Annotated in this window: 21 protein-coding genes and 1 pseudogene; 2 read left to right on the plus strand and 20 right to left on the minus strand. The window is 52.6% G+C overall.

Annotation, left to right across the window (positions count from 1 at the left end):
• Positions 1-108 precede the first annotated feature (108 nt).
• From flhe to tar, 12 genes and pseudogenes are all read right to left on the minus strand, one after another.
• Positions 109-501 carry a flagellar protein FlhE gene (flhe, locus tag B9P82_RS24585; RefSeq protein WP_016153427.1) on the minus strand — a complete coding sequence of 131 codons (393 nt, stop codon included), beginning with the start codon at positions 499-501 and terminating at the stop codon, positions 109-111.
• The gene (gene flhA / locus B9P82_RS24590) at positions 501-2,579 is read right to left on the minus strand and encodes a flagellar biosynthesis protein FlhA (protein WP_016153428.1); all 2,079 of its coding nucleotides are present in this window, start codon (positions 2,577-2,579) and stop codon (positions 501-503) included. The genes flhe and flhA overlap by 1 nt, the downstream gene beginning before the upstream one ends.
• Positions 2,572-3,723 carry a flagellar biosynthesis protein FlhB gene (gene flhB, locus B9P82_RS24595; protein ID WP_016153429.1) on the minus strand — a complete coding sequence of 384 codons (1,152 nt, stop codon included), beginning with the start codon at positions 3,721-3,723 and terminating at the stop codon, positions 2,572-2,574. The genes flhA and flhB overlap by 8 nt, the downstream gene beginning before the upstream one ends.
• A gap of 140 nt (positions 3,724-3,863) precedes the next feature.
• Positions 3,864-6,530, minus strand: a complete 2,667-nt coding sequence (locus B9P82_RS24600; protein WP_101701137.1) for an alpha-L-rhamnosidase — start codon at positions 6,528-6,530, stop codon at positions 3,864-3,866.
• Positions 6,531-6,554: 24 nt separating this feature from the next.
• A complete protein-coding gene (locus B9P82_RS24605) occupies positions 6,555-7,856 on the minus strand; it encodes an MFS transporter (protein ID WP_101701138.1) in 1,302 nt (433 codons plus the stop codon).
• A 106-nt stretch (positions 7,857-7,962) separates the two neighbouring features.
• Positions 7,963-8,814, minus strand: coding sequence for a helix-turn-helix domain-containing protein (locus B9P82_RS24610; protein ID WP_016153432.1), 852 nt, complete (start codon positions 8,812-8,814; stop codon positions 7,963-7,965).
• A 487-nt stretch (positions 8,815-9,301) separates the two neighbouring features.
• Positions 9,302-9,946, minus strand: coding sequence for a protein phosphatase CheZ (gene cheZ, locus B9P82_RS24615; RefSeq protein ID WP_029139578.1), 645 nt, complete (start codon positions 9,944-9,946; stop codon positions 9,302-9,304).
• Positions 9,947-9,959: 13 nt separating this feature from the next.
• On the minus strand, positions 9,960-10,349 hold the full coding sequence (cheY, locus tag B9P82_RS24620) for a chemotaxis response regulator CheY (protein WP_016153434.1): 390 nt from the start codon (positions 10,347-10,349) through the stop codon (positions 9,960-9,962).
• A gap of 18 nt (positions 10,350-10,367) precedes the next feature.
• Positions 10,368-11,417: a protein-glutamate methylesterase/protein-glutamine glutaminase gene (locus B9P82_RS24625; RefSeq protein WP_016153435.1), complete on the minus strand. Its 1,050-nt coding sequence runs from the start codon at positions 11,415-11,417 to the stop codon at positions 10,368-10,370.
• On the minus strand, positions 11,414-12,286 hold the full coding sequence (gene cheR, locus B9P82_RS24630) for a protein-glutamate O-methyltransferase CheR (protein ID WP_016153436.1): 873 nt from the start codon (positions 12,284-12,286) through the stop codon (positions 11,414-11,416). Before cheR ends, B9P82_RS24625 begins: the two co-directional genes overlap by 4 nt.
• 19 nt (positions 12,287-12,305) lie before the next feature.
• Complete coding sequence (tap, locus tag B9P82_RS24635; RefSeq protein ID WP_101701139.1) at positions 12,306-13,907, minus strand: methyl-accepting chemotaxis protein IV; 1,602 nt, start codon at positions 13,905-13,907, stop codon at positions 12,306-12,308.
• Positions 13,908-13,950: 43 nt separating this feature from the next.
• Positions 13,951-15,605, minus strand: a pseudogene (gene tar, locus B9P82_RS24640) (methyl-accepting chemotaxis protein II).
• 406 nt (positions 15,606-16,011) lie between these two features.
• Between tar and B9P82_RS24645 the strand changes: the two are divergent.
• Positions 16,012-17,271 (plus strand): dicarboxylate/amino acid:cation symporter, encoded by a 1,260-nt coding sequence (locus tag B9P82_RS24645; RefSeq protein ID WP_016153439.1) that lies wholly within the window; start codon positions 16,012-16,014, stop codon positions 17,269-17,271.
• 75 nt (positions 17,272-17,346) lie between these two features.
• On the opposite strand, the gene cheW is transcribed toward B9P82_RS24645, so the two are convergent.
• The 6 genes from cheW to flhD form a co-directional block, all read right to left on the minus strand.
• Entirely contained in the window at positions 17,347-17,850 is a 504-nt protein-coding gene (cheW, locus tag B9P82_RS24650; RefSeq protein ID WP_003034638.1) for a chemotaxis protein CheW, read from the minus strand.
• A gap of 20 nt (positions 17,851-17,870) precedes the next feature.
• Positions 17,871-19,931, minus strand: coding sequence for a chemotaxis protein CheA (gene cheA / locus B9P82_RS24655; protein ID WP_101701140.1), 2,061 nt, complete (start codon positions 19,929-19,931; stop codon positions 17,871-17,873).
• 4 nt (positions 19,932-19,935) lie between these two features.
• Entirely contained in the window at positions 19,936-20,865 is a 930-nt protein-coding gene (motB, locus tag B9P82_RS24660) for a flagellar motor protein MotB (protein WP_016153441.1), read from the minus strand.
• Positions 20,862-21,749 carry a flagellar motor stator protein MotA gene (motA, locus tag B9P82_RS24665; protein ID WP_016153442.1) on the minus strand — a complete coding sequence of 296 codons (888 nt, stop codon included), beginning with the start codon at positions 21,747-21,749 and terminating at the stop codon, positions 20,862-20,864. The genes motB and motA overlap by 4 nt, the downstream gene beginning before the upstream one ends.
• A 124-nt stretch (positions 21,750-21,873) precedes the next feature.
• Entirely contained in the window at positions 21,874-22,458 is a 585-nt protein-coding gene (gene flhC, locus B9P82_RS24670; RefSeq protein WP_085951062.1) for a flagellar transcriptional regulator FlhC, read from the minus strand.
• Entirely contained in the window at positions 22,455-22,796 is a 342-nt protein-coding gene (gene flhD, locus B9P82_RS24675; protein ID WP_016153444.1) for a flagellar transcriptional regulator FlhD, read from the minus strand. Before flhD ends, flhC begins: the two co-directional genes overlap by 4 nt.
• A 792-nt stretch (positions 22,797-23,588) precedes the next feature.
• On the opposite strand from flhD, the gene uspC reads away from it, so the two are divergent.
• Complete coding sequence (uspC, locus tag B9P82_RS24685; RefSeq protein ID WP_016153445.1) at positions 23,589-24,017, plus strand: universal stress protein UspC; 429 nt, start codon at positions 23,589-23,591, stop codon at positions 24,015-24,017.
• A gap of 17 nt (positions 24,018-24,034) precedes the next feature.
• On the opposite strand, the gene otsA is transcribed toward uspC, so the two are convergent.
• On the minus strand, positions 24,035-25,456 hold the full coding sequence (gene otsA, locus B9P82_RS24690; protein ID WP_101701141.1) for an alpha,alpha-trehalose-phosphate synthase: 1,422 nt from the start codon (positions 25,454-25,456) through the stop codon (positions 24,035-24,037).
• Positions 25,431-26,234, minus strand: a complete 804-nt coding sequence (gene otsB / locus B9P82_RS24695; RefSeq protein WP_101701142.1) for a trehalose-phosphatase — start codon at positions 26,232-26,234, stop codon at positions 25,431-25,433. Before otsB ends, otsA begins: the two co-directional genes overlap by 26 nt.
• Positions 26,235-26,247: the final 13 nt, after the last annotated feature.

Raw genomic sequence — 26,247 nt, forward strand, 5'->3', positions numbered from 1 at the left:
ACGTATGTCACCTATTTTATAAAACAGCGTTTCTATTTAATCAAAGAGGCGGACTGGAATTGCGAAGCAGCCAGCAGTTTCTGCTGCTGGCCGGAATGAAGGGAGGCGTTAACGATAGTTCACAATCACCTGATTGCTCTGAACCTGTAAGGCGGGGATCAGGCGACCGCCACCGGGTACTTCCCAGACAAAATGCATCGGTTCGATGGCGGGAACATTATTGAATCCGTTGGTGGTCCCGCTTTGCCCGTCCAGCTCAACACAGCGGGACTGAGAACATAAACGCACCCGTAAACCCGCGGGCGTTGGGCCATTGAGCTCATAGCGCCAGGCCACCAGCGTCATCAACCCCGAGACCGGCTGGCTGGGCGTCAGAGGTGAAGACGAGGCTGACTGGCCGCGGTGATTTAAAGTAATCCCCATACCGCTGGCCTGCCAGGCGCCTTCTCCGGCAGCCTGCGCTACCAGAGGAAAAAACAACAACCACAGTAATTTACGCATTACTTACCTCCAATAGTCGCCGTCATACGGATATGGCGGTTGTCAGACAGCTCCATGTTCGATAACACCACCAGTTGCGGAATGCTGCGACGTAAAAAGCGAGCCAGTAACGGACGCAACGCGTGGTTAACCAGCAAGACCGGCGGTGCACCCAACATTTCCTGACGGGACAGCGCTTCCTGAGTCTGGGCCAGCAGTCGGTCTGCAAGACCCGGCTCCAGACCGCCGCCGCCCTGCAGCGCCTGCAGAAGCAAACGTTCGAGCGGGGTATCAAGGCCGATAACCTGAACCTCTTCATTACCCGGGAACCACTGCTGAGTGATGGCGCGTCCCAACGCAACACGTACCACCGCGGTAAGCTCATGCGGATCGTTTTGCAGCGGTGCATGTTCAGCCAGCGTTTCGAGAATGGTGCGCATATCGCGAATCGGTACTTTCTCATCCAGTAAGTTCTGCAGCACTTTATGCAGCGTAGTGAGCGTCACGACGCCCGGAACCAGGTCTTCTGTCAGTTTTGGCATCTCCTGCGAAACGCGGTCCAGTAGCTGTTGCGCCTCCTGACGGCCAAACAGCTCAGCAGCGAACTGCCCAATCAGGTGATTAAGGTGCGTGGCGACAACAGTACTGGCTTCAACAACCGTAAAGCCCTGAATCTGCGCCTGTTCCTTCAATGCGCTTTCAATCCAGATAGCGTCCAGACCAAAAGCCGGATCGACCGTTTTCTCGCCCGGCAGTGACCCGGCGGCAGTACCAGGGTTAATGGCCAGCCAGCGTCCCGGGTAGGCGTCACCGCTGCCAATTTCCACCCCTTTCATCAAAATACGATAGCGGGCTGGCTGCAGATCCATATTGTCGCGGATATGTACCACCGGCGGCAGAAAGCCCATATCCTGGGCAAATTTCTTACGAATACTGCGAATTCGCCCCAGCAACTCGCCATCTTGCTGAAAGTCCACCATTGGGATCAGGCGGTAGCCTACCTCCATCCCCAGGGAATCCTCCAGCTGTACGTCATTCCATGTTGCTTCCACCACGGAGTTGTTTTCCGGCATTTTCACCGGCTGCGGCTCATCGGGAGCTTTTTGCTCACGACCACGCATCCACCAGGCCAGACCCAGTAACGCGGCGGTAAACATCAAAAACACCAGGTTCGGCATCCCCGGAACCAGACCCAAAAGACCAAGCACCGCCGCACTAAGCAGCATGACACTAGGATTACTGAACAGTTGGGTCACCATCTGTTCGCCTACATCCTGGTCGGTACTCACGCGGGTCACGATAACCCCCGCCGCGGTGGAAATTACCAGCGCAGGAATTTGCGCCACCAGCCCGTCACCGATGGTCAGCAGGGTATAACTTTCCGCTGCGCTACCCATGCTCATACCATGCTGCAACACCCCGACTAACAGACCGCCGACCACGTTGATCACCATGATCAAAATACCGGCGATGGCATCTCCACGTACGAATTTACTCGCACCGTCCATAGAGCCGTAGAAATCCGCTTCCTGCGTCACCTCCGAGCGCCGTTTTTTGGCTTCATCTTCGCCAATCAGACCCGCATTCAAATCCGCATCAATCGCCATTTGCTTGCCGGGCATACCATCCAGCACGAAGCGCGCGCCAACCTCGGCGATACGCCCGGCACCTTTGGTGATAACCATAAAGTTGATAATGACGAGAATAACGAAGACCACGATACCGATCGCAAAGTTACCGCCCACCAGGAAGTGACCAAAAGCTTCAACCACCTTTCCCGCCGCCGCCGCGCCGGTATGCCCTTCCATTAAAATGATACGCGTCGACGCAACGTTCAGGGCGAGGCGTAATAATGTGGTAAACAGCAAAATCGTCGGGAATGCGGCAAACTCCAGCGTACGCTGGGTGAACATCGCCACCAGCAGCACCATGATCGACAGCGCAATGTTAAACGTGAACAGCAAATCGAGGACGAAAGCCGGCAACGGCAACACCATCATCGACAGGATCAGCAGGATAAGGATCGGTCCGGCAAGGATTTGCAGTTGCGTGGATTTCAGGTTGCTGGGCAAACGCAACATCGCGACCAGATTAGCCATCAGTATTCTTCTCGTTCATGAAATCCAGTGCTTCAGGCACCGGAAGGTTTTCAGGTTGTGGTGGACGCTTGCCGCCGGCGAGACGCCAGCGTTTTAGCTGCCATACCCATGCAAGCACTTCGGCAACGGCGGCATATAATTGACCCGGTATTTGTTGACCAATTTCAGCATGACGGTATAGCGCACGCGCCAGCGGCGGCGCTTCTAACGTAGGGACTCGATGTTCAGCGCCAATCTCACGAATGCGCAACGCCACCAGCCCCGCACCTTTGGCAACAACTTTCGGCGCGCTCATTTTGTTCTCGTCATACTTCAACGCCACCGAATAGTGCGTGGGGTTGGTAACAATCACGTCCGCTTTCGGCACATCCGCCATCATGCGACGCTGCGCGGCCGCGCGCTGCATTTGGCGTATTTTGCCCTTAACGTGCGGGTCGCCTTCGCTTTGCTTAAATTCGTCACGAATATCCTGACGCGACATGCGCAGCTTTTTCAGATGGCTGTAAATCTGGAAAAAAACGTCGAACCCCACCATCGGAATAACGCCAAGCACCACCAACAGCGCGCACATACCAACTAAATCCAGGGCGTTGCCCATCGCCGTAATCGGCGATTCCGCCATCAGACGCATCATCGCCGGCCAGTTATGCCAGAGATAAAATCCGGCCACGCTCCCCACCAGCGTGGACTTCAGTATCGCTTTGAGCAGTTCCGCCCCGGTTTGCGCTGAAAACATGCGTTTAATGCCCGGCAACGGATTCAGCTTAGAGAACTTGGGCTGCAGAGATTTACCGCTGAAAATCAAGCCGCCAAGCATCACCGGGGAGATTAATGCCACCAGAACGACGCCGGTAATCAACGGTAACAGCGCAATCATCGCGTCTTTAATCAGCAGGATGATTTGGCTGAGGATCAGGTTAGGGTCATTGACCATACTGTGGTCAAAACGTAATCCGGCCGACAGCATACCGGCCAGTCTGCGGGCAAGCGACTCCCCGCCAATCCAGATAATGCACACGCCCACCAGCAAAATAAGCAGTGAGGTCAGCTCTTTGGATCGGGGGACTTGCCCTTCTTCCCGTGCTTTTTCAAGTCGGTGGGGTGTGGGGGCTTCTGTTTTGTCGTCGTCGCTTTCTTCTGCCACGGCATTACTCTCGTCGTCACGGTCACGAGTATTATCGCGACCGCAACCATTGCCAATGCGTCGAATAGCGAAACGAAAACAGAGGAATTCGAGCGTTCGTTTGCCACGACAGCGCGAACGCTGCCGTGACAACCACGCGGTTAGCGCTGCCAGATAACGCGATAATGGCCCGATCCCACCTGCGCGCCATAGCCGCCGTCTACTGGCGCGAAGTCGAGGCCATCGGTATCGAGCAGCGTTTGTGCGCCATCGAGGATCACCATTGAGTGAGTATTCGGTGGAATATCTACCTCAAGAGTGATGGACTGTAAGCCATCGCGCGCCGGTTCCTGCGTCCAGTGGACGGCAATATCACCATATACCGAGCCGTATCGCGCTTTCAGCCATGTCAGGCCACCGCCCGGAATAGGCCGCAGTACCGAAGATTTAAATCCCGGCGCGTGTTCTTCGGTATTTATTCCCGCCGCCACGCGATACAGCCATTCACCGATCGCCCCGTAGGCATAATGGTTGAAGGAGTTCATGTCCGGGCTCCACATTGTGCCGTCCGGTTTCACGCCATCCCAGTGTTCCCAAATCGTCGTTGCCCCGGCTTTTACCTGATACAACCAGCTTGGGAAGTCCTCTTTCATCAGCAATTGCCACGCCGCGTCGGCCTGTCCGTTTTCGCTCAATGCGTGACAGAAATAGGGTGTGCCGACAAACCCCGTCACCAGATGACCGTCATTTTCCGCCAGCAGTTCCAGCAGCGTTTGCACGGTGCGCTCGCGGTGCGCGTCCGGCACTAACTGGAAGTAAAGCGCCAGAATATGCGCCGTTTGCGTGCGTGCCGCCAGCCGCCCGGTGGCGGTAAAAAACTCATTGCGGAAGCTTTCGACAATCGCGGTATGCAGCGCCTGATAATGGGTGTGATCAACGTCATTTCCCAGTGCTTTGGCTGATTTCGCCAGCAGCAGCGTGGACAACGCATAGTAGGCCATGCAGGTCAGTTCATTCGGCGTTGCGCCAAAATAGCTGCCCTCTTTGGCATCCAGCGCAACCCAATCGCCAAACTGCAGTTTCCACGACCACTGGTTCTCAACAGCGTTGTCATGCATAAACTCCACCCAGGCTTTCATGCTGTCGTACTGGCGGGCCAGCGTCTGTTTATCGCCATACATCAGGTACAGCGTCCATGGGTTAATCACCGCCGCATCGGCCCAGGCGGCGGCAGAATGGGTGCGCCCGTGGGATAAAAAGCGGTCGTTGTCGCATTTGCCGGTGAGGATATCGGGGATGACGTGCGGCACACCGCCCTCCGGCGTTTGGTCATGCTGAAGATCAGTCAGCCATTTGGCAAAAAAAGTGCGCGTCTGCATCAGATAACTCGCAGTGCGACAGAAAATTTGCGCATCGCCCGTCCATCCCAGACGTTCATCGCGCTGCGGGCAGTCGGTTGGGATATCGACGAAATTGCCCTTAAGCCCCCACATGATGTTGTGATGTAGTTGGTTGAGATCCGCATTTGAGGTTTCAATGTGACCCGTCGGCGTCATCGCGGAATGCAGCACGACCGCGACAAAATCATCCCGCGTCGGCGTGCCAGGCCAACGTTCAATCAGCACATAACGGAAACCCTGAAAGGTAAAATGCGGGTGATAACATTCTTCACCCTCGCCGCGTAAGGTGTAATCAATGCACTGTTTGGCGGTGCGCAGGTTCGCCAGATAAACATTGCCTTCGGCATCCAGCACTTCAAAATGGCGCAGCACCACGCGCTCACCTGCCGCACCGCGCACCCGAAACTCCACCCAGCCGCTGAGGTTCTGGCCAAAATCAAGCACCGTCTCACTTTTTGGCGTCGTGATGATTGAGCACGGCGCAAGCCGTTCTATTTCTTGTACCGGGCAGGCCGTTTGCGGTTGCAGCACCGAAGTCTCTGCCGCAAGCGTCGTCACCGCACGCCAATGCCCGGCGCTAAACGCAGGCTCGCTCCAGCCGCGCTGCTCCCGACGTGCGTCATACACTTCGCCATCATAAATTTCAGCAAACAAAATCGCGTCATCGCAGCCCTGCCAGTGTGCATCCGTGGCGATTATCCGCTGGCTACCATCGCGGAGCGTCACCACCATATGGCAAATAAACCCCGTCTGCTGGCCGTAATAGTTGCGATAGCGGTTGAAGCTCATATCCCCTTTATACCAACCCGCCCCCACCATCGCGCCAATCACGTTTTCGCCTTCTCGCAGGTGCTCAGTCACATCCCAGGTTTGATACAACAGATGGTGGTGGTAGCTCGTCCAGCCGGGCGATAACTCATCACGCCCGACTTTTTCGCCGTTGATCCACAGTTGGTACAGCCCCAGCGCGCTGGCATGTACCACCGCCGAAACAATGTCATCACCGTCGGGCAAACTGAACGCATGGCGCAACAACGTGCCTTTTGAGTTGTCTTTATCCTGCGGCGTTTCAGCCGAGATAAACACCCCTTGCCACGCTTGCGCTGGCAGGCCGGTAATAAACGTTGCCGCCGGGCTCCAGCCGCTCTCTTCACCGTGGTTGTCGGTAATATGCACCCGCACAAAATAGCGCGTCGAGTGCTGGCAGGCGACGTCGGGCAATTCGATATTACTGGAGCGGTCATCGTGCATTTCGCCGCTGTCAAACAGGCATTGGGCAAAATCTTCTTGCGCCGACAGCTGCAAACGCCAGCTACGCTGCTGTACATCGCGCAAGGTACTGGTGATTATCCAGCCGAAAACCGGCAACGTTTCGCAGCCCGTCAGCGTGGTTTCATAGTTGAGCGTAATCTTTTCTACTGCCAACATAATTTTTCCCTCAGTGGCTCATATTCAGGCTTTGGCCCGCAAAGTATCGTGCGACGCCTGTCCGTTATCAGGCGTCGCCACCATTTCTGTTTCTGCATTAAATTCATTACGTTGCTTGCCGTGGAAGCACAGCCAGCCGATAACCATGCCTATCGCCACAATCGCCGTCAGCAGGCAATAAAGAACCACCGGCCCCGCGCTCAACAGCACAGGAGTGACGAACGCCAACAAGCCGCAGGTCAGACGGGCGACACCGACAATCACCCCTTGCGCGGTGGCGCGTAGCATGGTGGGGAATGACTCTTGCGCCCACACTTTCATGATGCCTTCGAAGGCAAATCCTGTGCCGATATTGGTAAACAGCAGGCAGCAGAACCAGGAGAGTGGCGAGAAATTAAACAGTACCGGCACGAAATAACCACCGAACATCATCACCGCGCCAAAAATAAAGAATGGAACCCGTTTTGAGGTATCAACGACGCGCATAAACATCAACCCAGACGCCACGCTCACTGGCAGAATCAACAGCCCCCACAGCGAGTGCGTGCTGACCGAAATGCCCACCACATTTACCGCTACATAAGCCCCAAACTGCCCGCCGGTATTGGCCGCCAGATTGGTGAAGGTATAAAAGATACACAGCGAGATAAACGGCCACAGGTATTTGCCTTCGAGCAGATCGCGCCAGCCGGTTTTCTGCGCCCGCACGGTGGCGATGCCACGACGCAGTTCATCCTTTGCCGCCAACCACAGCGGCGACTCTGGGATAGACCAACGCAGGATCATCAGCACAACCGCCACCAGCCCAACGTGCATATACATGATTTGCGCGCCAATCAGCCCCCAGTCGCCGACGATAGCGGAGATCCCCATCGTGGCGCCAATTCCCACCAGCCAGAGTAAATTGGACAAGCCGATAATCTTGCCGCGGTTTTCATCGTTCGCCGCTTCGGAGATAGTCGCCAGAGAGACGGGTAAATCAGCCCCTGTCGCCAGCCCCACCAAGAGTGTGCCCAGCACCAGGAACGGGAAGTTCAAACCAAAGGCCAGCGCCAGCGTGCCGATAAAAATCATCGCCATCGTAATAATAAAAACATTACGACGACCAATACGGTCTCCAAGACGACCGCCACCAAAAGCCCCAGCGGCAATACTCAGCGTTAATAATCCAGATAAAATGCCAATTTGTAGTGCAGTAATACCCATTGTTTTTTGATAAATGACTAAGGCTGTACCACTGGAAACAATAGCCGCCGAATCAATATATGATGCCATTCCAGACACCACCCCAATATACCAGGGGTTAGGTGTTTTATTTTTTGACATAACGATTCCCTTAAATTTACAGATAGTAAGGCGAGAAATAAGCGTATGGCCTACCCCCGTCACGATGGATGGTAGTAATAATTTTTTATTGTTATTAACCTAACAATTAAATCGCTATTAAAACTCGTGAATGAAGTTCACGTTCATGACTTGGAGGATAATGAAAATACCGTCGATACGATTCAGTCAACCTGATCGCATTCATAAAACCACAACGTGCCGCAATTTCACTGATGGTTTTATCCGTAGTGCGCAGTAATTCTTGAGCTTTTAATACACGATACAACATCTGGAATTTAACCGGAGTATAACCGGTCACTCGCTTAATTAAGCGATACATCGTGCGCCTGGCGACACCGTTATCATCACTCAACACATTCCAGTCCAAATGACGCAAGCTACTGGTCTTGAGCATACGGATCAGGTTGGCTCGCCCTCGCTCATCAGGGCTAAGCGCCTCGGTCTGGCGGTCGCACTGGCAAAGCGTGTTGATGATGTTCAGCAAAGCGACTTCACACAATGAAAAATAGAGCACATCATAGTTACTCTCGTTACGTGAGATTATCTCCTGGCTCAATACCTCAATACGCGCCAGCGCTCCCTGAGTTAACGCCAGCGCGGTAGGCTGTAGAAGTTTTTCTTTTATACAATCGAGCAAATTATCAATGTGCTGTAAAAAATGAAAACTGCGCGGGCGACGAATTAATATATTAATAACCGACAGATTATTAGTTGAAACATAACTATGGGTATCGTTAGCGGTCACTAAAAAAAAGTCACCCTGGCAGATAAAACGAACCAAGTCATTAATAATATGAAACCCGCTACCGCTACGGACAATCACCAGTTCATCAAAATCATGCCCGTGCACACCTTCCATTAATTGGTTATTCATCGAAAAAAGACAAAACGCATGTTGCTCTGAATGAAAAAAATCATTCTCACGTAAAATTCGCATATCTCCCCCGCCGCTATTCGAGTAAAAACACTCGGGATATCGATAAATAACCTACTGACATAATATATTGCCTTGCACTGATAACCATTTAACTGCAATTATTATGACAAGTCTATATATCGCACTGTCACTCAGGCGTAACCTGCTGTGACCTCAGCATCATTTCGGTAAATAACCGCCAAGTTATGGCATAAAAAAGAGGATATACGCCGTGCAGATGAACCCACTTCATCCTGGCATTCAACCGGGTACGAATCATAGTGCAGGGCACATTGTCCCGACTGGCGGCCCAATAACCCTGCGGGATCCACAAAAGCGCAGCGCTCGGTATGCAGCGTTCGAACCCGTTCTGGCAACGTCACCGTAAAAATGGATAGTAAGTAAAGAGAACGATAGGTATCTGTAGGCCGGATAACGCGCAAGCCGTTATCGGTTAGAATGCCCGGCGGCGAGCGCCTGCCGGGCCAGCAAATAAAAACGCTACGGATCAGAACCCGAGGCTATCCAGCAGGTCGTCAACCTGATCCTGACTTGCCACCACGCCGGCTTTTGAGGTGTCAACCTGCGGGCCGTTAAGCAAGCTTTCGTTTTCACGTTTTGGACGAGCGCCCTGCTCTGGAATGTTTTCCAGCAGAACCATCAGCAACTGACGTTCAATCTCCTGGATAACATCCATCATGCGCTTGATGACCTGACCGGTGAGGTCCTGGAAATCCTGCGCCATCATGATGTCCAGCAGTTGAGCGTTAGTAAAGCTGGTATGCCCTGGCACATCACCCAGGAACTGGCGGGTATCGGTGACCAGTTCACGGGCGTCAGACAGCTCGATCGGATTTTCGAACCATTCATCCCAGCGTTTAGTCAGGTCTTTGGCCCCTTTTTCCATCGCGTCCTGGTGCGGCTGCGAAGCTTCCACACTGTTCAACGCGCGCTCTGCCGCCTGTGCGGTCATCTGCACAACGTAATCAAGACGATCGCGGGCATCGGGAATCGCTTCTGCCGCTTCGGCAATAGCCTGATCCAGCCCCAGTTCACGCAGGCTGTCGCGCAGCATTCGGGTCAAACTGCCGATGCGCGCGATGATGTCCCCGGCTGAATGTTCGTCAGCAGGTTTAATTTGTGGTTGCATCATCATTATCACACCCTCACATGCCCAGTTTCTCAAAGATTTTATTGAGTTTCTCTTCTAGCGTCGCCGCCGTGAACGGTTTCACGACATAGCCACTGGCGCCAGCCTGTGCCGCCGCAATGATATTCTCTTTTTTCGCTTCCGCCGTAACCATCAGCACCGGCAGGGCGGACATTCCGCCATCAGCACGAATGGTTTTCAGCAGTTCCAGGCCATCCATGTTCGGCATATTCCAGTCGGAAATGACAAAACCAAATCCCCCAGCCTGCAGCTTATTCAGCGCGTCCACGCCGTCTTCGGCCTCTTCAACATTGTTGAAACCCAGTTCTTTGAGCAGGTTACGCACGATGCGACGCATGGTGGAAAAGTCATCCACAACCAAAAACTTAAGCTCTTTATCCGCCATAAAAAATAAACTCCTGATTCAAATACGTATTGCCTGTCCGGCACTGATTTTCGCCAGCATTTGCTGGCTTACCTGGCTAAGATCGACCACTTCGCTTACGCCACCCATATTGATGGCCTCGCGCGGCATGCCGAACACCACACAACTTGCTTCGTTTTGCGCGATGGTCCAGGCACCCGCCTGGTTCATCGCTAACATTCCGGCGGCGCCATCGTTGCCCATACCCGTCAGGATCACTCCCACGGCATTACGCCCCGCATGTTTTGCCACCGAATGGAACAGCACATCCACTGAAGGCCGATGCCGGTTAACCGGTGGACCATCATGAATTTTGATCTGGTAGTTCGCCCCGCTGCGCGCCAGTTCCATATGCTTGTCACCAGGGGCGATATACGCATGCCCTGGGAGCACGCGCTCCCCGTCTTCAGCCTCTTTCACGGTGATCTGACACAGTTTGTTCAGACGCTCGGCGAATGAGCGGGTAAATCCTGGCGGCATATGCTGGGTAATAAGAATACCGGGACTTGAAAGCGGCAATGGCTGGAGTACATGGCGAATTGCCTCTGTTCCTCCGGTTGAGGCGCCAATCGCCAGCAGTTTTTCAGAACTGAGTAACGGCCCCGCTTTCAAGGTCACCTGTGCCGTCATGGGTTTGTGGGCCGCCAGTTTTGCCCGCGACGCGGTGCGGATCTTCTCAGCGATCATTTCGCTGTAGGCCAACATCCCTTCACGGATCCCCAACTGTGGTTTGGTGACAAAATCAATCGCCCCCAACTCCAGCGCCCGCAGCGTGACCTCAGAACCTTTACCGGTCAGCGAAGAGACCATAACCACTGGCATCGGACGCAGACGCATCAGCTTCTCAAGAAAGTCGAGGCCGTCCATGCGCGGCATTTCCACATCCAGCGTCAGGACGTCGGGATTGAATTTTTTGATTAAATCCCGGGCAACCAACGGATCCGGCGCCGTCGCCACCATTTCCATATCACTGTGGCTGTTAATAATTTCGGTCATGATTTGACGCATCAGTGCAGAATCATCAACCGATAAGACCCTGATTTTACTCATGCTTTATCCTTACCTGGCGCATGCGCATACACCGTCTGTCCACGCAAGCTAAACTCGCGCACGAGGTTGCTAAAGTTTTCTGAATGACCTGCAAACAGCAGCCCATCTGGTTTAAGAAGTGGAACAAAACGGTGCAAAATGTCCTGCTGCGTCGTTTTATCAAAATAGATCATCACGTTACGGCAAAATATGGCATCGAAGGGGCCTGGCACGTTGTACTGCTTATCCAGTAAATTCACGCTGGAAAATTCAACATGCCCCGCCAGTTCCTGCCGAACGCGTACCAGTCCTTCATGCGGTCCGGTGCCACGCATGAAATAACGCTGTAGCTGCTGCGGTGACAGCGTCTTTAGCTCATCAAGGCGGTAGATGCCGCTTCTGGCTTTTTCCAGCACTTCGGTATCAATGTCGCTGGCAAAAACACGCCAGCGGCCCGGAGCCATACCTAAGGTATCGGCGAGCGTAATCGCAATGCTGTACGGCTCTTCTCCGGTTGACGCCGCCGCGCTCCAGACACGGTATTCACCGCTGCGCCGACGAGCATGATCTGACAGCACTGGAAAATGATGCCCTTCGCGAAAAAACGCGGTCAGATTGGTAGTCAGGGAGTTAATAAAAGCCTGCCACTCAGCACTGTTCTGGTTAGCTTCCAGCATGCTGAGATAGCGACCAAAGTCATCCAGTCCCAGGGTTCGCAAACGGCGGACCAGGCGGTTATAAACCATGTCCCGCTTATGGTCGGCCAGTACGATCCCCGCACGCTGGTAGATTAATTGACATATCCGACGAAAATGCGCGTCAGACAGCGCGAGGCGCTGTGTCATCTGTAACAATAATGACGTTTGCCCAGGGGGCAGAGATGATGTCATAGCGCCTTCTCAATCACATTCAGGATACAACGGGCACAACCTGCGGCTGCGCCAATTCTTGTTTTGCTACGGTTTGCTCTTCAAGCTTAAAAAATGCGACACAGGCAGAAAGATTATCGGCCTGCATGGCAAGTTGTCCGGTGGCGGATGCGGCTTCTTCCACCAGCCCGGCGTTTTGCTGCGTCACGGAGTCCATCTGGCTGACGGCCTGCGCCACCTGCTCGATGCCTTTGCGCTGTTCATCAGACGCAGAGGCAATCTCGCCCATGATGTCGTTAACCCGGGTAACCGAGCTGACAATTTCCGTCATGGTGCGCGCTGCCATATCAACCAACTGCGAGCCCTGATGCACCCGGGTGACAGACTCCTCAATGAGCCCCTTAATTTCTTTCGCCGCCTGTGCGCTACGGCTTGCCAGATTGCGTACTTCGCCAGCAACCACGGCAAAACCACGCCCCTGCTCACCCGCGCGAGCGGCCTCAACCGCAGCATTCAGCGCGAGGATGTTGGTCTGAAAGGCAATGCTGTCAATCACGCCGATGATGTCGCCAATTTTCTGCGAGCTCGCGGAAATCTCATGCATGGTGCTGGCGACCCGGGACGTCTGTTCGCCGCCTTTATGCGCTGTATCTGCCGCACTTTTGGCAATTCCTGACGCCTGGCGCGCGTTATCCGCATTCTGTCCTACGGTTGCGGTCAGTTGTTCCATGCTGGCTGCCGTTTGCGCCAGCGCGGCCGCCTGCTGTTCAGTGCGCGAAGACAAATCGTTATTGCCCATCGCGATTTCTGAAATACCGCTATGCATGGCTGAGCTGCCCTGGCGTACTTCGCTTACCGTTTCACGCAGTGCCTGCTGCATCTTCTTCAGACTGGCAAAAATGGCTGAGATCTCATTGCGCCCATAAACCGCTACCGGCCGGGCCAGATTACCCGCGGCAATGCTGTCGAAATGACTGCCCACGATAGCCAGCGGCTGGACAATCATCTTGCGCGACCAGTACAGCGCACCGCTGGTGAGCAGTGCCGCCAGTACCACCATGGTGGCGAAAATCACCCCCGACATATGGTAATTTCGCTGGCTCTGCTCTCCTGCCGTTTGCAACACGCGATCGATGTTGCTCTGCCACGCATTCACATTTGCATCAAAAGCATCCTGAGCAGCCTGCACCGGCGCGGTCAGAAAATCTGACAACTGATTGTTTTCAAGCCAGGTGGCCTGATGCGCAAGAGCGCTGTGCCACTGGCTGAAACTTTTCTCCGTTGCGCCAAACAGCGCCTTTCCTTGTGCCGTCGTATCCGATGTCACCATAAAGCGTTTAAACATCAATTCAGACTGCGCCAGGCTATCACGTGCGAGGGTCATCAGCGTGTTGATATCCTCTGGCGGATAGCTCAGGGCGGTCAGCGTCCCTGCCTTATTAAGGGCCGTACTGGCCTGTAATAACACAGCGCGGGTTTGGGCCAGCGCAGCGCGTTGCTGATTACTTCGTTCGACCTGATTCAGGTTCTGAAAACCGTCCCGAAATGCCCAGAAGGACAAGCCATTACTGCCAATCTGCAAAACACCGCAGAGGATTAAAATCAAAAACAGCGTGGTCGAAATTCGAATACGATTAAACATCAACGCTCCCATTGGGCGGCACTGGCCGCGGTTTAACTATCAGTCAAAATGTTTCCCAATTCGTATCTTGTTCATTGTTCTGGCGCGGATAGGATGCGGCCGCCGTTGCAGGTAATCGTGTATCGCGTGGCTTAGCCGACGCCGGACGTGACGCAAGGCGGAAAGTCGACACCGACTGCGTCAGGCGGCTGGCCTGTTCTTCAAGAGCAGCGGCAGCGGCAGCCGATTCCTGTACCAACGAGGCGTTCTGCTGCGTAACGCGATCCATCTCGGATACCGCGAGCGCCACCTGATCAATCCCCCGGCTTTGCTCGTCGGAGGCCGAGGCAATCTCGCCCATAATGTCGGTCACCCGCGTTACGGCATTTACGATGTCGTTCATCGTTTCGCCTGCGCTTTCTACCAATACGGACCCGGTATCCACTCGGGAAACCGAATCCTCAATCAACGCTTTGATCTCTTTCGCTGCCTGCGCACTGCGACTTGCCAGATTACGCACTTCGCCCGCAACCACAGCAAAGCCACGGCCTTGTTCACCGGCACGCGCCGCTTCAACCGCCGCGTTCAGTGCGAGAATGTTGGTCTGAAAAGCAATACCATCAATAACGCTGATGATGTCGGCGATTTTCTCGAGCTATCGGCGATTTCGTGCATGGTGTTCACCACGCTATCAACCACTTTGCCGCCATGCTGTGCGGTATCGGAGGCGCTTTTCGCCAGTTGCGAGGCCTGACGCGCGTTGTCCGCATTTTGCTTCACGGTTGCGGTCAACTGTTCCATGCTGGCTGCGGTCTCTTCCAGCGCAGAGGCCTGCTGTTCAGTACGAGATGAAAGGTCGGTGTTCCCGCTGGCAATTTCGCTGGTCCCGGAATAAATCGCATCAGAACCTTCACGCACCAGGGTGACGGTTTCCGTCAGCGAGCGCTGCATATGATCAACCGTACTGGCCAGCTCGCCGATTTCATTACGACCGCTGACGGCCAGGGTCGCGGTCAGGTTACCGCTGGCGATTTCCCGAATATGGGCAATGACGCGAGACAGAGGATTAAGCAGGGTATGGCGGATGCCGTACCACACCACCACCAGAATCAGCACCAGCACTACGGCCAGCACGCCAAGCTGCCATTGGGCGAAGTGGTAATCCCGCGCACTTTTATCGAATGCCTGAGCGTAAAGTTTTTCGCTAACGCTGGCGTACTTGCCCAGCGCCTCACCGAGCGCGTTTTGCATTCCCTGAGTCGGTTGCGCGAAATAGGCGTCCATATTGCCGTTCTCCAGAAACTGAACCAGTTCGGTTAAGGCCGCATGGTACTGCTGATATTTCTCCTCAACGTTGCCGCTGGCTTCTGCCATCTCGGGTAACGGTGTGATGTTTTTAAATTTTGCGTAATGTGTTTCGGCCTGCGCCAACGATGCTTTCGCATTCTTCAGCAGATCGTTTTTCGCGCTGCTTTGCTGGTTGGACGCGTCCATCATCATGCGTGCAGAAGAACGGCTTAAATTGATACGTGTTTGCAGCATCAGATCCCATGTTGAGGTGAGTTCACTTTGCTGCTGTCGAAGATCGTTAGAAATAACAAAACTTTGCTGATTCTGCTGCAATGAAGAAAACAACAGACCACCGGAAACAAGCTGTAGCAGTGCGAAAACCCCCAGCACCATCATCAGCATTGTGACAACGCGGATACGGTTAAACATAAGGCACCTTCCTGAAAACGAGTTATCAACGTTATCGGCAGTCGCTGAGATAACTTTACGTTTGCGAAAAGGAAATCCTGAAGGGACGTGAAGCCTCGCGGAAGGAGGGGAAGACGGGTGTACGGCAACCACAAATCATTCACATAAAAACGTCACAATTATCATGTGAATAACATTCAAATTTATCTGTGGGCGCGGTCATATTGGATGAAATAGTCATTATTTCGTGACCAGGATCACAAATACATATCCTCTGCACCACAACAAAATGGATAAAAAATTAAAAAAAGTTGTATCAGCTGGCGCTTTAATTCAATTTATATGATGAATACTTAGTTACCAATTAATAAATATAAAAAATGAGTAACCGAACAATAAATGTTAAATCCTTACTGAGGGCTTTTTAGTGGCAAATGCAAACAAACTCACGTTGTTTATCGTGATCTTCATGTTGGCGGGGATCCTGTCAGGGGCGGTGATCCACTCTTATGCCGCCCCCGGCGTAGTGACCGCCTGGGCCGATAATATTACGCTTCTCACCGACATCTTTTTGCGCCTGATTAAAATGGTGATCGCACCTTTAGTATTCAGCACCCTGACCGTCGGTATTATGCGCCTGGGAGAAACGTCCACCATCGGGCGCGTAGGCGGCAAAGCGATGATCTGGTTTATCAGCTCTTCCATACTGTCTATTCTGGTCGGTCTGTTTGTGGTTTCTCTTGAGCAACCCGGCAGCGGCCTGAACCTGGCGATCCCGCTGGAAGCCACTGATACCGGCCTGGCCGTGAGCGGCATGAGCCTGAAAGGTTTCCTGACTCACACCATCCCAACCAGCATAGCCGAGGCGATGGCCAACAATGAGATCCTGCAAATTGTGGTGTTCTCGATGTTCTTCGGTATTGGTGGCGCATCCCTTGGTGAGAAATTCAATGCCCCGCTGGTTGCCGCGCTGGATGTGGTCTCCCACATTATGCTGAAGGTGACTGGCTACGTGATGTACGTTGCGCCGCTGGCCATTTTCGCCGCCATTTCCTCCGTTATCTCCACCCAGGGTTTGGGGATCCTGCTTAACTATGCGTCGTTCATCGGCGGCTACTATGTGGCTATTTTGCTGACCTGCCTGGTTCTGCTGGCAGTCGGTTATGTCATGCTGAAAAAAGAGGTTTTTCGTCTGGTAAGCATGCTGAAAGATCCGGTTCTGGTCGCATTTACTACCAGCAGCTCGGAAGCCGCCTATCCGAAAACGCTGGAGCAATTAACCAAATTTGGTTGCTCGCCCAACATCGTGTCATTTGTATTGCCTATCGGTTATTCATTTAACCTGGTCGGCTCGATGGTTTACTGTTCATTTGCCTCGATGTTTATCGCGCAGGCCTATAACATTCACCTCTCCTTTGCAGAAATCACCGTCCTGATGCTGACGCTGATGCTGGCGTCAAAAGGGATTGCCGGCGTGCCGCGTTCTGCGCTGGTGGTGCTGGCAGCAACCATTCCGAGCTTTAATATTCCGGTTGCCGGGATTCTGTTACTGATGGGTATTGACCACTTCCTGGATATGGGACGTTCAGCAATCAACGTATTAGGTAACGGGATTGCAACGGCGATGCTGGCACAAGATGAAGGTTTACTGGAAGAAGAACCGGAGCTGGTTGAGCGGGAAGCGTAAGGGGAAATCTGCCGGATGCGCTACGCGTATCCGGCCTACAACCGCAATCATTGTAGGCCGGATACGGTATAGCGGTTACGCGACGTGACTGGCGGCAATATCCAGCAGCGCCATTTCTTCGCTATTGAGCAGCTTCTCAATATTAACCAGAATCAGCATCCGGTCACCCAGCGCCCCCAGTCCCGTCAGGTATTCCGTCGACAGCGTTACGGCAAATTCCGGTGCCGGACGGATTTGATCCGTTGTCAGCGACAGCACATCCGAGACGCCATCCACTACAATCCCGACCACCCGCTGGCCCAGATTCAACACAATCACCACGGTGTTTTCGTTGTAGTCCACATCGCTCTGGCTAAACTTCACGCGCAGGTCAACAATCGGCACAATCACACCGCGCAGATTGGTGACACCTTTGATAAACGCAGGCGTGTTAGCAATACGCGTCACCTGATCGTACCCACGGATTTCCTGCACTTTCAGGATATCGATACCGTACTCTTCATCCCCCAGTGTGAACACGAGGAATTCCTGACCTGACGGTTCGCCGGCCAGTTTAGTTACATTACTCATACCGGTCATATTATTCCCTTCTCACTCAATCAGGCGGCTGTGATCGCCACACGTTGTTCGCGGTTTAATCCCTGCAATGCAGAGACATCGACAATCAGCGCGACGCTGCCGTCGCCGAGGATCGTTGCTGCAGAAATACCTGGCACTTTGCGGTAGTTGCTTTCCAGGTTTTTGACGACCACCTGGTGTTGACCAATTAACTGATCGACCAGCAGCGCGTAACGACGCCCTGCACTTTGCAAAATCACCACAATACCTTGAGTCGCTTCGGTTTTTGCGCCTTCAACCTCAAAGACTTTCCACAGCTCAACCAGCGGTAAATATTCGCCACGCACTTCCAGCACGCGCTCTCCTCCGGCCAGCGGATGGAGATCTTCTTCGCGCGGTTGCAGTGATTCCATAACGGCATTCAGCGGCAGAATAAAGACTTCGTCGGCCACGCGCACGGACATGCCGTCGAGGATCGCCAGCGTCAGCGGCAGCAGAATTCGGATAGTCGTCCCCTGTCCCTGTTTGGACTGGATCTCAACATGGCCCCCCATCTCCTGGATATTTCGCTTCACCACATCCATACCCACGCCGCGGCCAGAGACATCCGTCACCTGTTCAGCAGTCGAGAAGCCCGGAGCGAAGATCAGCATACCGACTTCGTCATCGCTCATGTTTTCGTGGATCGGCATCCCCTGGGAGATAGCTTTGGCGAGGATTCGTTCACGGTTCAGACCGGCGCCATCATCGGTGACTTCAATACAGATATTCCCGCCCTGGTGCTCCGCGGAAAGCGTCAGATTACCGATTGGGCTTTTCCCGGCTTCAAGGCGTTTTTCCGGCAGTTCAATACCGTGATCGAGGCTGTTACGCACCAGGTGCGTCAACGGATCGATGATGCGTTCAATCAGGCTCTTGTCGAGTTCGGTTGAGCTTCCCACCTGTGTCAGTTCGACCTGTTTACCCAGCTTACCGGCCAGGTCGCGCACCAGACGCGGAAAACGGCTGAACACGTACTCCATGGGCATCATACGAATCGACATCACCGACTCTTGCAAGTCGCGGGCGTTACGTTGTAACTGACCCATACTGGTGATGAGATCGCCATGATTGACGGGATCCAGTTCGTTAGAACGTTGTGCCAACATAGACTGGGTGATGACCAACTCACCGACCAGGTTAATGAGCTGATCGACCTTCTCAACCGCTACGCGGATGCTGGTCGACTCGCTGGCGCGGGCGGGTTTGTCGCGTTCCGCGCGTCCGTTTGGCGCTTCACTGGCGGCGGCTTTTGCCGCTGGCGCAACGGCAACCGGCTGCGGCTTCGCGACAACGGCTACCGTTTCTGCTTCAGCTTCAGCTTCAGCTTCAGCTTCAACGGCTGCGGGCGCTGCGCTGACGGTTTCGAATTCAATCTGATCAGCTTCAATCACAAAGCACAGCACCGCGATGATGTCATCTTCTGCGAGGTTGCCATCAAGCGTTGCTGACAACGTGTCGCTCCCTTTCACCACATCGGTTAAGGTCGCCAGGTTCCCCAGCTCCTCTTCCAGTAAATCCACTTCATTGGCTTTCAGGCGCGTGAGAATAATGCGTTTCTTGCTCTCTTCGCTTGCGGACTCAGGCTGTGCAACCGCCTCTTCCTGCATTGCAGCGCTGTCAACAACGCTCAGTTTTGCGGTGTTGACGACTGCCGGTGCGGTTTCACCTTTCGCTTCGAGCGCTAACTGTCGTAACGCATTACAAATGTACTCAAAGCTGGCGGCATCCGGCTCCTCTGAGTTTTTATAGGCGTCGAGCTGTTCCTGCATAATATCTTTCGTTTCCAAAAACAGGTTGATAATGTCGGCATTGAGCTGCATCTCGCCACGCCGCGCTTCATCCAGCAGGTTTTCCATCAGATGGGTCGTTTCCTGCAAAATGGTAAAGCCGAAAGTGCCCGCCCCGCCTTTTATCGAGTGCGCAGCACGAAAAATTGCATTCAGCTGTTCGGAATCCGGGGCTTCAGGAACCAAATCAAGCAGGTGTTGCTCCATGTCAGCCAACAGTTCGTCAGCTTCATCAAAAAATGTTTGATAAAAATCGCTTATATCCATGCTCACGCTATCACCTCGGATTGGCTGGTGGCGATGTGGGAACGCTTGCCGGCGGGAGTTCCGCTGGCTGTTGTAAGACACTTACCGGCTCATTCTGGCTTTCAGCGTTTTCATGCAAAATGGCCTCTTCCGCCTGCTTATTGAGAACCAGCAGGCTAATACGGCGGTTGATAGCGTCTTCAGGACCGCGATCGCTCAGACGCATCGTGGCGGCCATACCTACCACACGTAATACTTTTCCATCATCCAGACCGCCGCTAACCAGTTCGCGACGCGACGCGTTAGCGCGATCGGCGGACAACTCCCAGTTGCTATACCCTTTTTCACCATTGGCGTAAGGGTAATCATCCGTATGGCCGGAGAGGCTGATTCGATTAGGAATGCCGTTAAGCACTGGCGCTATGGCTCGCAGGATATCGCGCATATACGGTTCCACCTCAGCGCTACCGGTTTTAAACATCGGGCGATTCTGACTGTCGATAATCTGTATCCGCAGCCCTTCCTGAACTAAATCAATTTTCAAATGCGGGCGCAGCGCACGCAGTTTGGGGTCAGATTCAATCAACTGATCGAGATCGCCGCGAAGTTTGCTCAAGCGGCTTTGTTCCATGCGTTTTCTCAGATCATCGATATTCGGCTGCTTGTTCACCTCTCCCTGCTGCTGGGTGTAATCATCCCCGCCGCCTGGAATGGGACTTTGGCTATTCGAAATACGATTTCCCCCGGTTACCGCAGTAGCCAGCGGCGTACGGAAATATTCGGCAATCTGGATCAATTCTTTAGGGCTAGAGATGGAAATGAGCCACATCACCAGAAAGAAGGCCATCATCGCGGTCATAAAATCGGCGTAGGCGATTTTCCACGAACCATGCGCCCCACCACCGTGACCTTTATGCTTGCGTCGCTTTACAACGATAATGGGATGGGCCTGATTTTTCATGCGTCCTCGGTCGTCTGCTGCGCAGTTGGATTTCTCACCGCACGAACATGCTCTTCCAGTTCGATAAACGATGGACGTTCGCTGGAATACAGAGTCTTACGACCAAATTCGACGGCAATTGGCGGCGCGTAACCATTCAGATTGGAGAGCAGAGTTATCTTCACACACTGCATCATTTTGGTGGTTTCAGCGCTTTTCTGGCGCAGAACGCTGGCAAGCGGAGAAATAAATCCATAGGCCAGTAAAATACCGAGGAATGTCCCTACCATGGCATGTGCAATCAGCGAACCCAGTTCAGCCGCCGGACGATCGGCAGAAGCCAGCGCATGGACAACCCCCATGACCGCCGCCACGATCCCGAACGCCGGTAATGAATCCCCCACCATCGCCAGACTGTTGGCCGGGACTTCGGCCTCACTTTCGTGCGTCTCAATCTCTTCATCCATCAGCGCTTCAATTTCAAACGTGTTCATGTTGCCGCTGATGATCAGACGCAGATAATCGACAATGAAATCAAGCATCACGGCATCAGCAAGAATGCGCGGATAGCTGGCGAAAATTTCACTCTCTTTGGGGTTTTCGATATCGCGTTCAAGCGAGAACATGCCCTGCTGACGTGACTTGGCCATCAGGCGATACAACAGCGCCAGCAGATCCATATACATCGCTTTGGTGTATTTTGAACGACGAAAAAGCATCGGGATGGCTTTCATCGTCCCCTTAATGGCTTTCCCGTTATTGCCGACGATGAATGCCCCAATACCCGCGCCACCGATAATCACCAGCTCAGCCGGTTGATAGAGTGCCCCAAGGTGTCCGCCGGTCATCATGTAACCGCCGAAAACTGTACCAATAACAACCAGGTAACCTAATAAGATAAGCACGACATCATCCTTTCGCAATTGACTATGACAGGATGCGCAGTCGGGCAGTTAACTCAAGGTCAGGACAAAAAAAAGCAGCGGTAATTGCTTACCGCTGCTGGAGTGTTTGTCCACACCGTATCAGTTAAACAGCCTGTTCGATCTGTTCATCCAGCAGTTGTGGAATAATATCGGCAGCATTCTGGGAAAGTTTACGTCTTTTTACGGCGCGTGATGGCGGTTGGCATAAACTGCAGGCAAAGCTGCCTGCAGGTTGGTGAGCGTGGGTAATAAAATTCCCACCGCAGCAATTGCATCGGGACAACTCCAGCAATCCGCTGTCGACAAAACGCACCAACGTCCATGCGCGAGTTAACGCCAGCAGTGGCCCTTCTTCTGGCTGCGGGCACTGCTCAAGGTATAAACGATACGCTTTGATCACGGCATCCACGCCGCTGCACAAACCAGTTTTGAGCAGGAATTGCCATGCGTTGCAAAACATCGAAGCATGAATGTTTTGTTCCCACGTCATAAACCAGTCGGTGGAGAAAGGCAGCATCCCTTTTGGCGGAGGGCTGCCGCGTAATTCTTTATACAGCTTGATAAGTCGGCCACGGCTTAATTGCGTTTCGCTTTCCAGCATTTGCAAACGGGCGCCCAATGTGATTAATTCCATCGCTAGCTGGATATCACGCGCTTCCTGAACAATGCTTTTTTCGCTCATCATCAAGCCCTTTTCTTGCGCGCTGCTTCATCGATGTCGCTTAACAGTCGCGTTGAAAGCATGATACCGGTATGAATTTGCTGAAGATCGTCAACGCGGGAGTCTTGCGTCAGGCGAGTAACGGTCTGGTGATCGTCGAAACGGAAATGACAGACCAGTTGGTTTGTTTCAGCCAGTTTGACCATTTGTGGAAGTGTTAATGTTGCCAACGTGTCCGCCATTTCTTCGCTGATACCAAGGCGAAACATCGCAGATGCTTTGTCCTGAACGATCAAACGCTGTGCAAGCAATAAATATGACAAATTGATGTCATAGATGTGTTTCAGCAACTCGGATGTATGCATTATTTGCATCCATAATAACCAACATTGTTTTCATGCGGTGAAACCGCACCCCGTGATGTCGCCGGGAAGGCCCGGTAAAAAAAAGCAAAAGGTCAAATACATAGCAGCGTGACGGCACTTACGCGTTGTCTAAACATTCCCTTTTCAGAAAGCCGCGCCCCTTACAAGCTCACATCAATTCTTACAAATGTCTAAGATTTTTCCTAATTCGACGCAACTCTACCCGCCGCCCGTTACACATACAACGTAGCTATGCTGCGAATTTGAAGAATATGTGACATAGATCACATAAACCAGCTAAACACTTAACATAAATCCATCAGCACAGCTTTTACTTTGCTTATTTTTTAATCTCAAGTTCGCCATTTCAATTCCTGACATACGAATATTCTTGCAATAAAAGCGAATAGTATTTTGTTCATAAACGTTAATATCACCTTGTGAAATAGCGAGCTTGATCACATATTTAATGTAAAACACTATTTTGATTAAATCCTTTATAAACAATGACTTAAACATTAAGGGTGATTAATTAATACCGGGTAGTGATAACCCGTTAAATGTTAACTTATGTTAATTTTTAATTAACACATTGTTTTCATTAGCGGTGAGTTTTACTTAAGTAAGCTGAACGTATTTACAAGTTATATGACGCAATTATTCTATTTATAAGAATAATTAATGAATAAGCATGATGACATTCACACTATCCAGGAAGGAAACGTTGCAGTATGGAGTAAGCCGAGCAATGCTGAGAAACCCTCTCATAATTCTTGAAAAAAGGAGCGAGTTATGAGCTATACACACATTCTTGTGGCCGTTGCCGCCACCCCTGAAAGCCAGCAGTTGTTAGCCAAGGCGGTTTCAATCGCTCGCCCTGTCAACGCTCGTATTAGCCTGATAACCCTGGTCTCAGACCCTGAACTGTATAATCAGTTTGCAGCACCTATGCTGGAGGACCTGCGTGAAGTGATGCAAGAGGAGACTCAGGATTTTATCGACAAGCTCAGCAAAGAAGCACAGTACCCCATTGAGCATACCTTTATTACCTATGGGGCACTGAATGAACATATTCTGGATGTATGCCGTAAACACGCGGTCGATCTGGTCATTTATGGCAACCATAACCACAGCTTCTTTTCGCGCGCGTCCTGCTCAGCAAAAAGCGTGATCGGTGCCAGCCACGTGGATGTTCTGCTGGTTCCACTGGCTGGAGATTGACCTGCGTTTACTGAGCGTTACGCCAGTTTAGTGCAGGGAGAAACGTTGTCTGGCAATGGCTGTTTACTCTGACGTGGGATGACTTTTTCCAGATCGCAAATGAACCTCGCCTGCCAGTTATCGATATCGTTTTTAATGATAGTTTCGAGCATCTCAGCGTGGCGGGAGATACGCTCAGAAAGCGGCATCGTCAGAGCCTGGTTTAATGCGCCAGCCACTTCGTCGCGGTCATAAGGATTAACAATAAGCGCGGCAGTTAGCTCATTCGCGGCCCCGGCAAATTGCGATAACACCAGCACGCCGGGGTTGGCAGGATCCTGCGCGGCCACGAATTCTTTCGCGACCAGGTTCATACCATCTCGCAGCGGCGTCACCAGCCCTACATCAGAGTAGCGGAAGATTTTCATCAGCAATTTACGATCAAAGTACTGGTTCAGATAATAGAGCGGCGTCCAGCCCAACTGCCCATATTTACCGTTAATCCTCCCCGCTTCAGTCTCCAGTTGGTGCCGAATATCCTGGTAGGCCTGCACCTCTTCACGCGAAGTTGGCGCTATCTGGGTGTAGCGAATTTTACCGTGGTGCTGCGGATAGTGTTCCAGCAGAGCCTCATAGGCCTGAAAGCGCTCCGGCAAACCTTTAGAATAATCCAGACGCTCAACGGAGAAGATATTCTGCACATTTTTAAGTTCTGCTTTCAGTTGCGCCAGCTTCGGCGGCAAAGGTCCGGAAGCCTGACGGGCGATCTCATCCGGCTCAATACCGATGGGATAGACCTGGGTACGAAACGCTTTTCCCCATGCACGGTGGTGCTGCTCGCTCTGAGTGGTTACCTGAGTCTGGGCTGCCAGACAATCCAGAAAAGCCTGACGATCGTTCTCGGTCTGGAAACCGAGTAAATCAAAATCACACATCTGCTCAAGTAGCATCTGATGTGGGGGTAAGGCATTAAAAATTTCCGGCGTCGGAAAAGGGATGTGCAGGAAAAAACCGATACGGTTATTCACGCCGCGTTTACGCAGTTCGCTGGCAAACGGCAACAGATGGTAATCATGAACCCAGATTATGTCGTCATCGTTGAGCAGCGGCAGCAGTTTATCTACCAGCAAGGCATTCACCCGCTGATAGCCCTCCCATGCAGGACGCTGAAACTGCACCAAATCGAGGCGATAATGAAATGCAGGCCATAAAACCGCATTGGAAAACTGGCAGTAATACTCTTCGTAATCCTGTTCACTCAAATTAAACGAAGCCCAGGTAATGTTGCCACGCGTGACTTTTTTTAATGGTTTGTCCTCATTACCCGTGTCGCCACTCCAGCCAAACCACAGGCCACCAGCAGCCTTCAACGCGCCAAGCACACCGACGGCAAGCCCACCTGCGCTCCCTTTGTCATCGGGTGAGGCGATACGATTAGATACTACGACTAAACGACTCATAGCCACCTCTTCTGTTATTCGTTGCTTTCGATTCTTTCTGCGAAGAGTTAATTTGTTCCAGCCAGTGCCAGACATCACTCACGCCATCCAGACGCCATGTCGCCTGCGTCGCTCCATTCCCCACCTTCACGGAAATGCCCCCAGCGCGATTAACCACGCCAAATCCTGTTTCGTCCGTCAAATCGTCACCAAAAAAAACGGGGATCCGTCCGGCAAAAGGTGCTTCCTGCATAAATGCGGCAATTGCGTCGCCTTTGTTCGTACCCTTTGGTTTTATCTCCACAACGCATTTTCCGTGCTGTAAAGCCAACTGCGGCCATCTGTGCGTAATACGCTCAGCCAGATTAATTAGCGCCGCTTCATGTTCCGGGGCCTGGCGATAGTGCAGTGCGAACGCCATCCCTTTTGCTTCAAGCGTTGTACCCGGCATCGTCGCCAAGGCGGTACTTAATAACTCTCCTGCTTCGCGTTCTATTGCCGCAGCCAGGCGCACTATATGAGTTTGACCATTGATGTCACGGCGCTCTGCCCCATGCACTCCGGCGAGCGGAAAACGAAAGGGAGTGGTAAGCGCGTCAAGCTCGACCATCGAGCGCCCTGAAATCAATGCCAGCGCACCCGCATTATGCGTCGCCAACTGATGTAATAACTGCAGGATTGTCTGGGGGACAACGACCTGGTCTGGATAAGGTTTGATCTCAGCCAGTGTTCCATCGAGATCAAAAAAATAAGCACAGCTTGCAGATTGTTCAGGGGGTAAGATCAGTGATGCTGTCACCCGGTTATCCTCC

It is taken from the genome of Citrobacter sp. L55, assembly GCF_002850715.1.
GTDB classification, from domain to species: Bacteria; Pseudomonadota; Gammaproteobacteria; order Enterobacterales; family Enterobacteriaceae; genus Citrobacter; species Citrobacter braakii.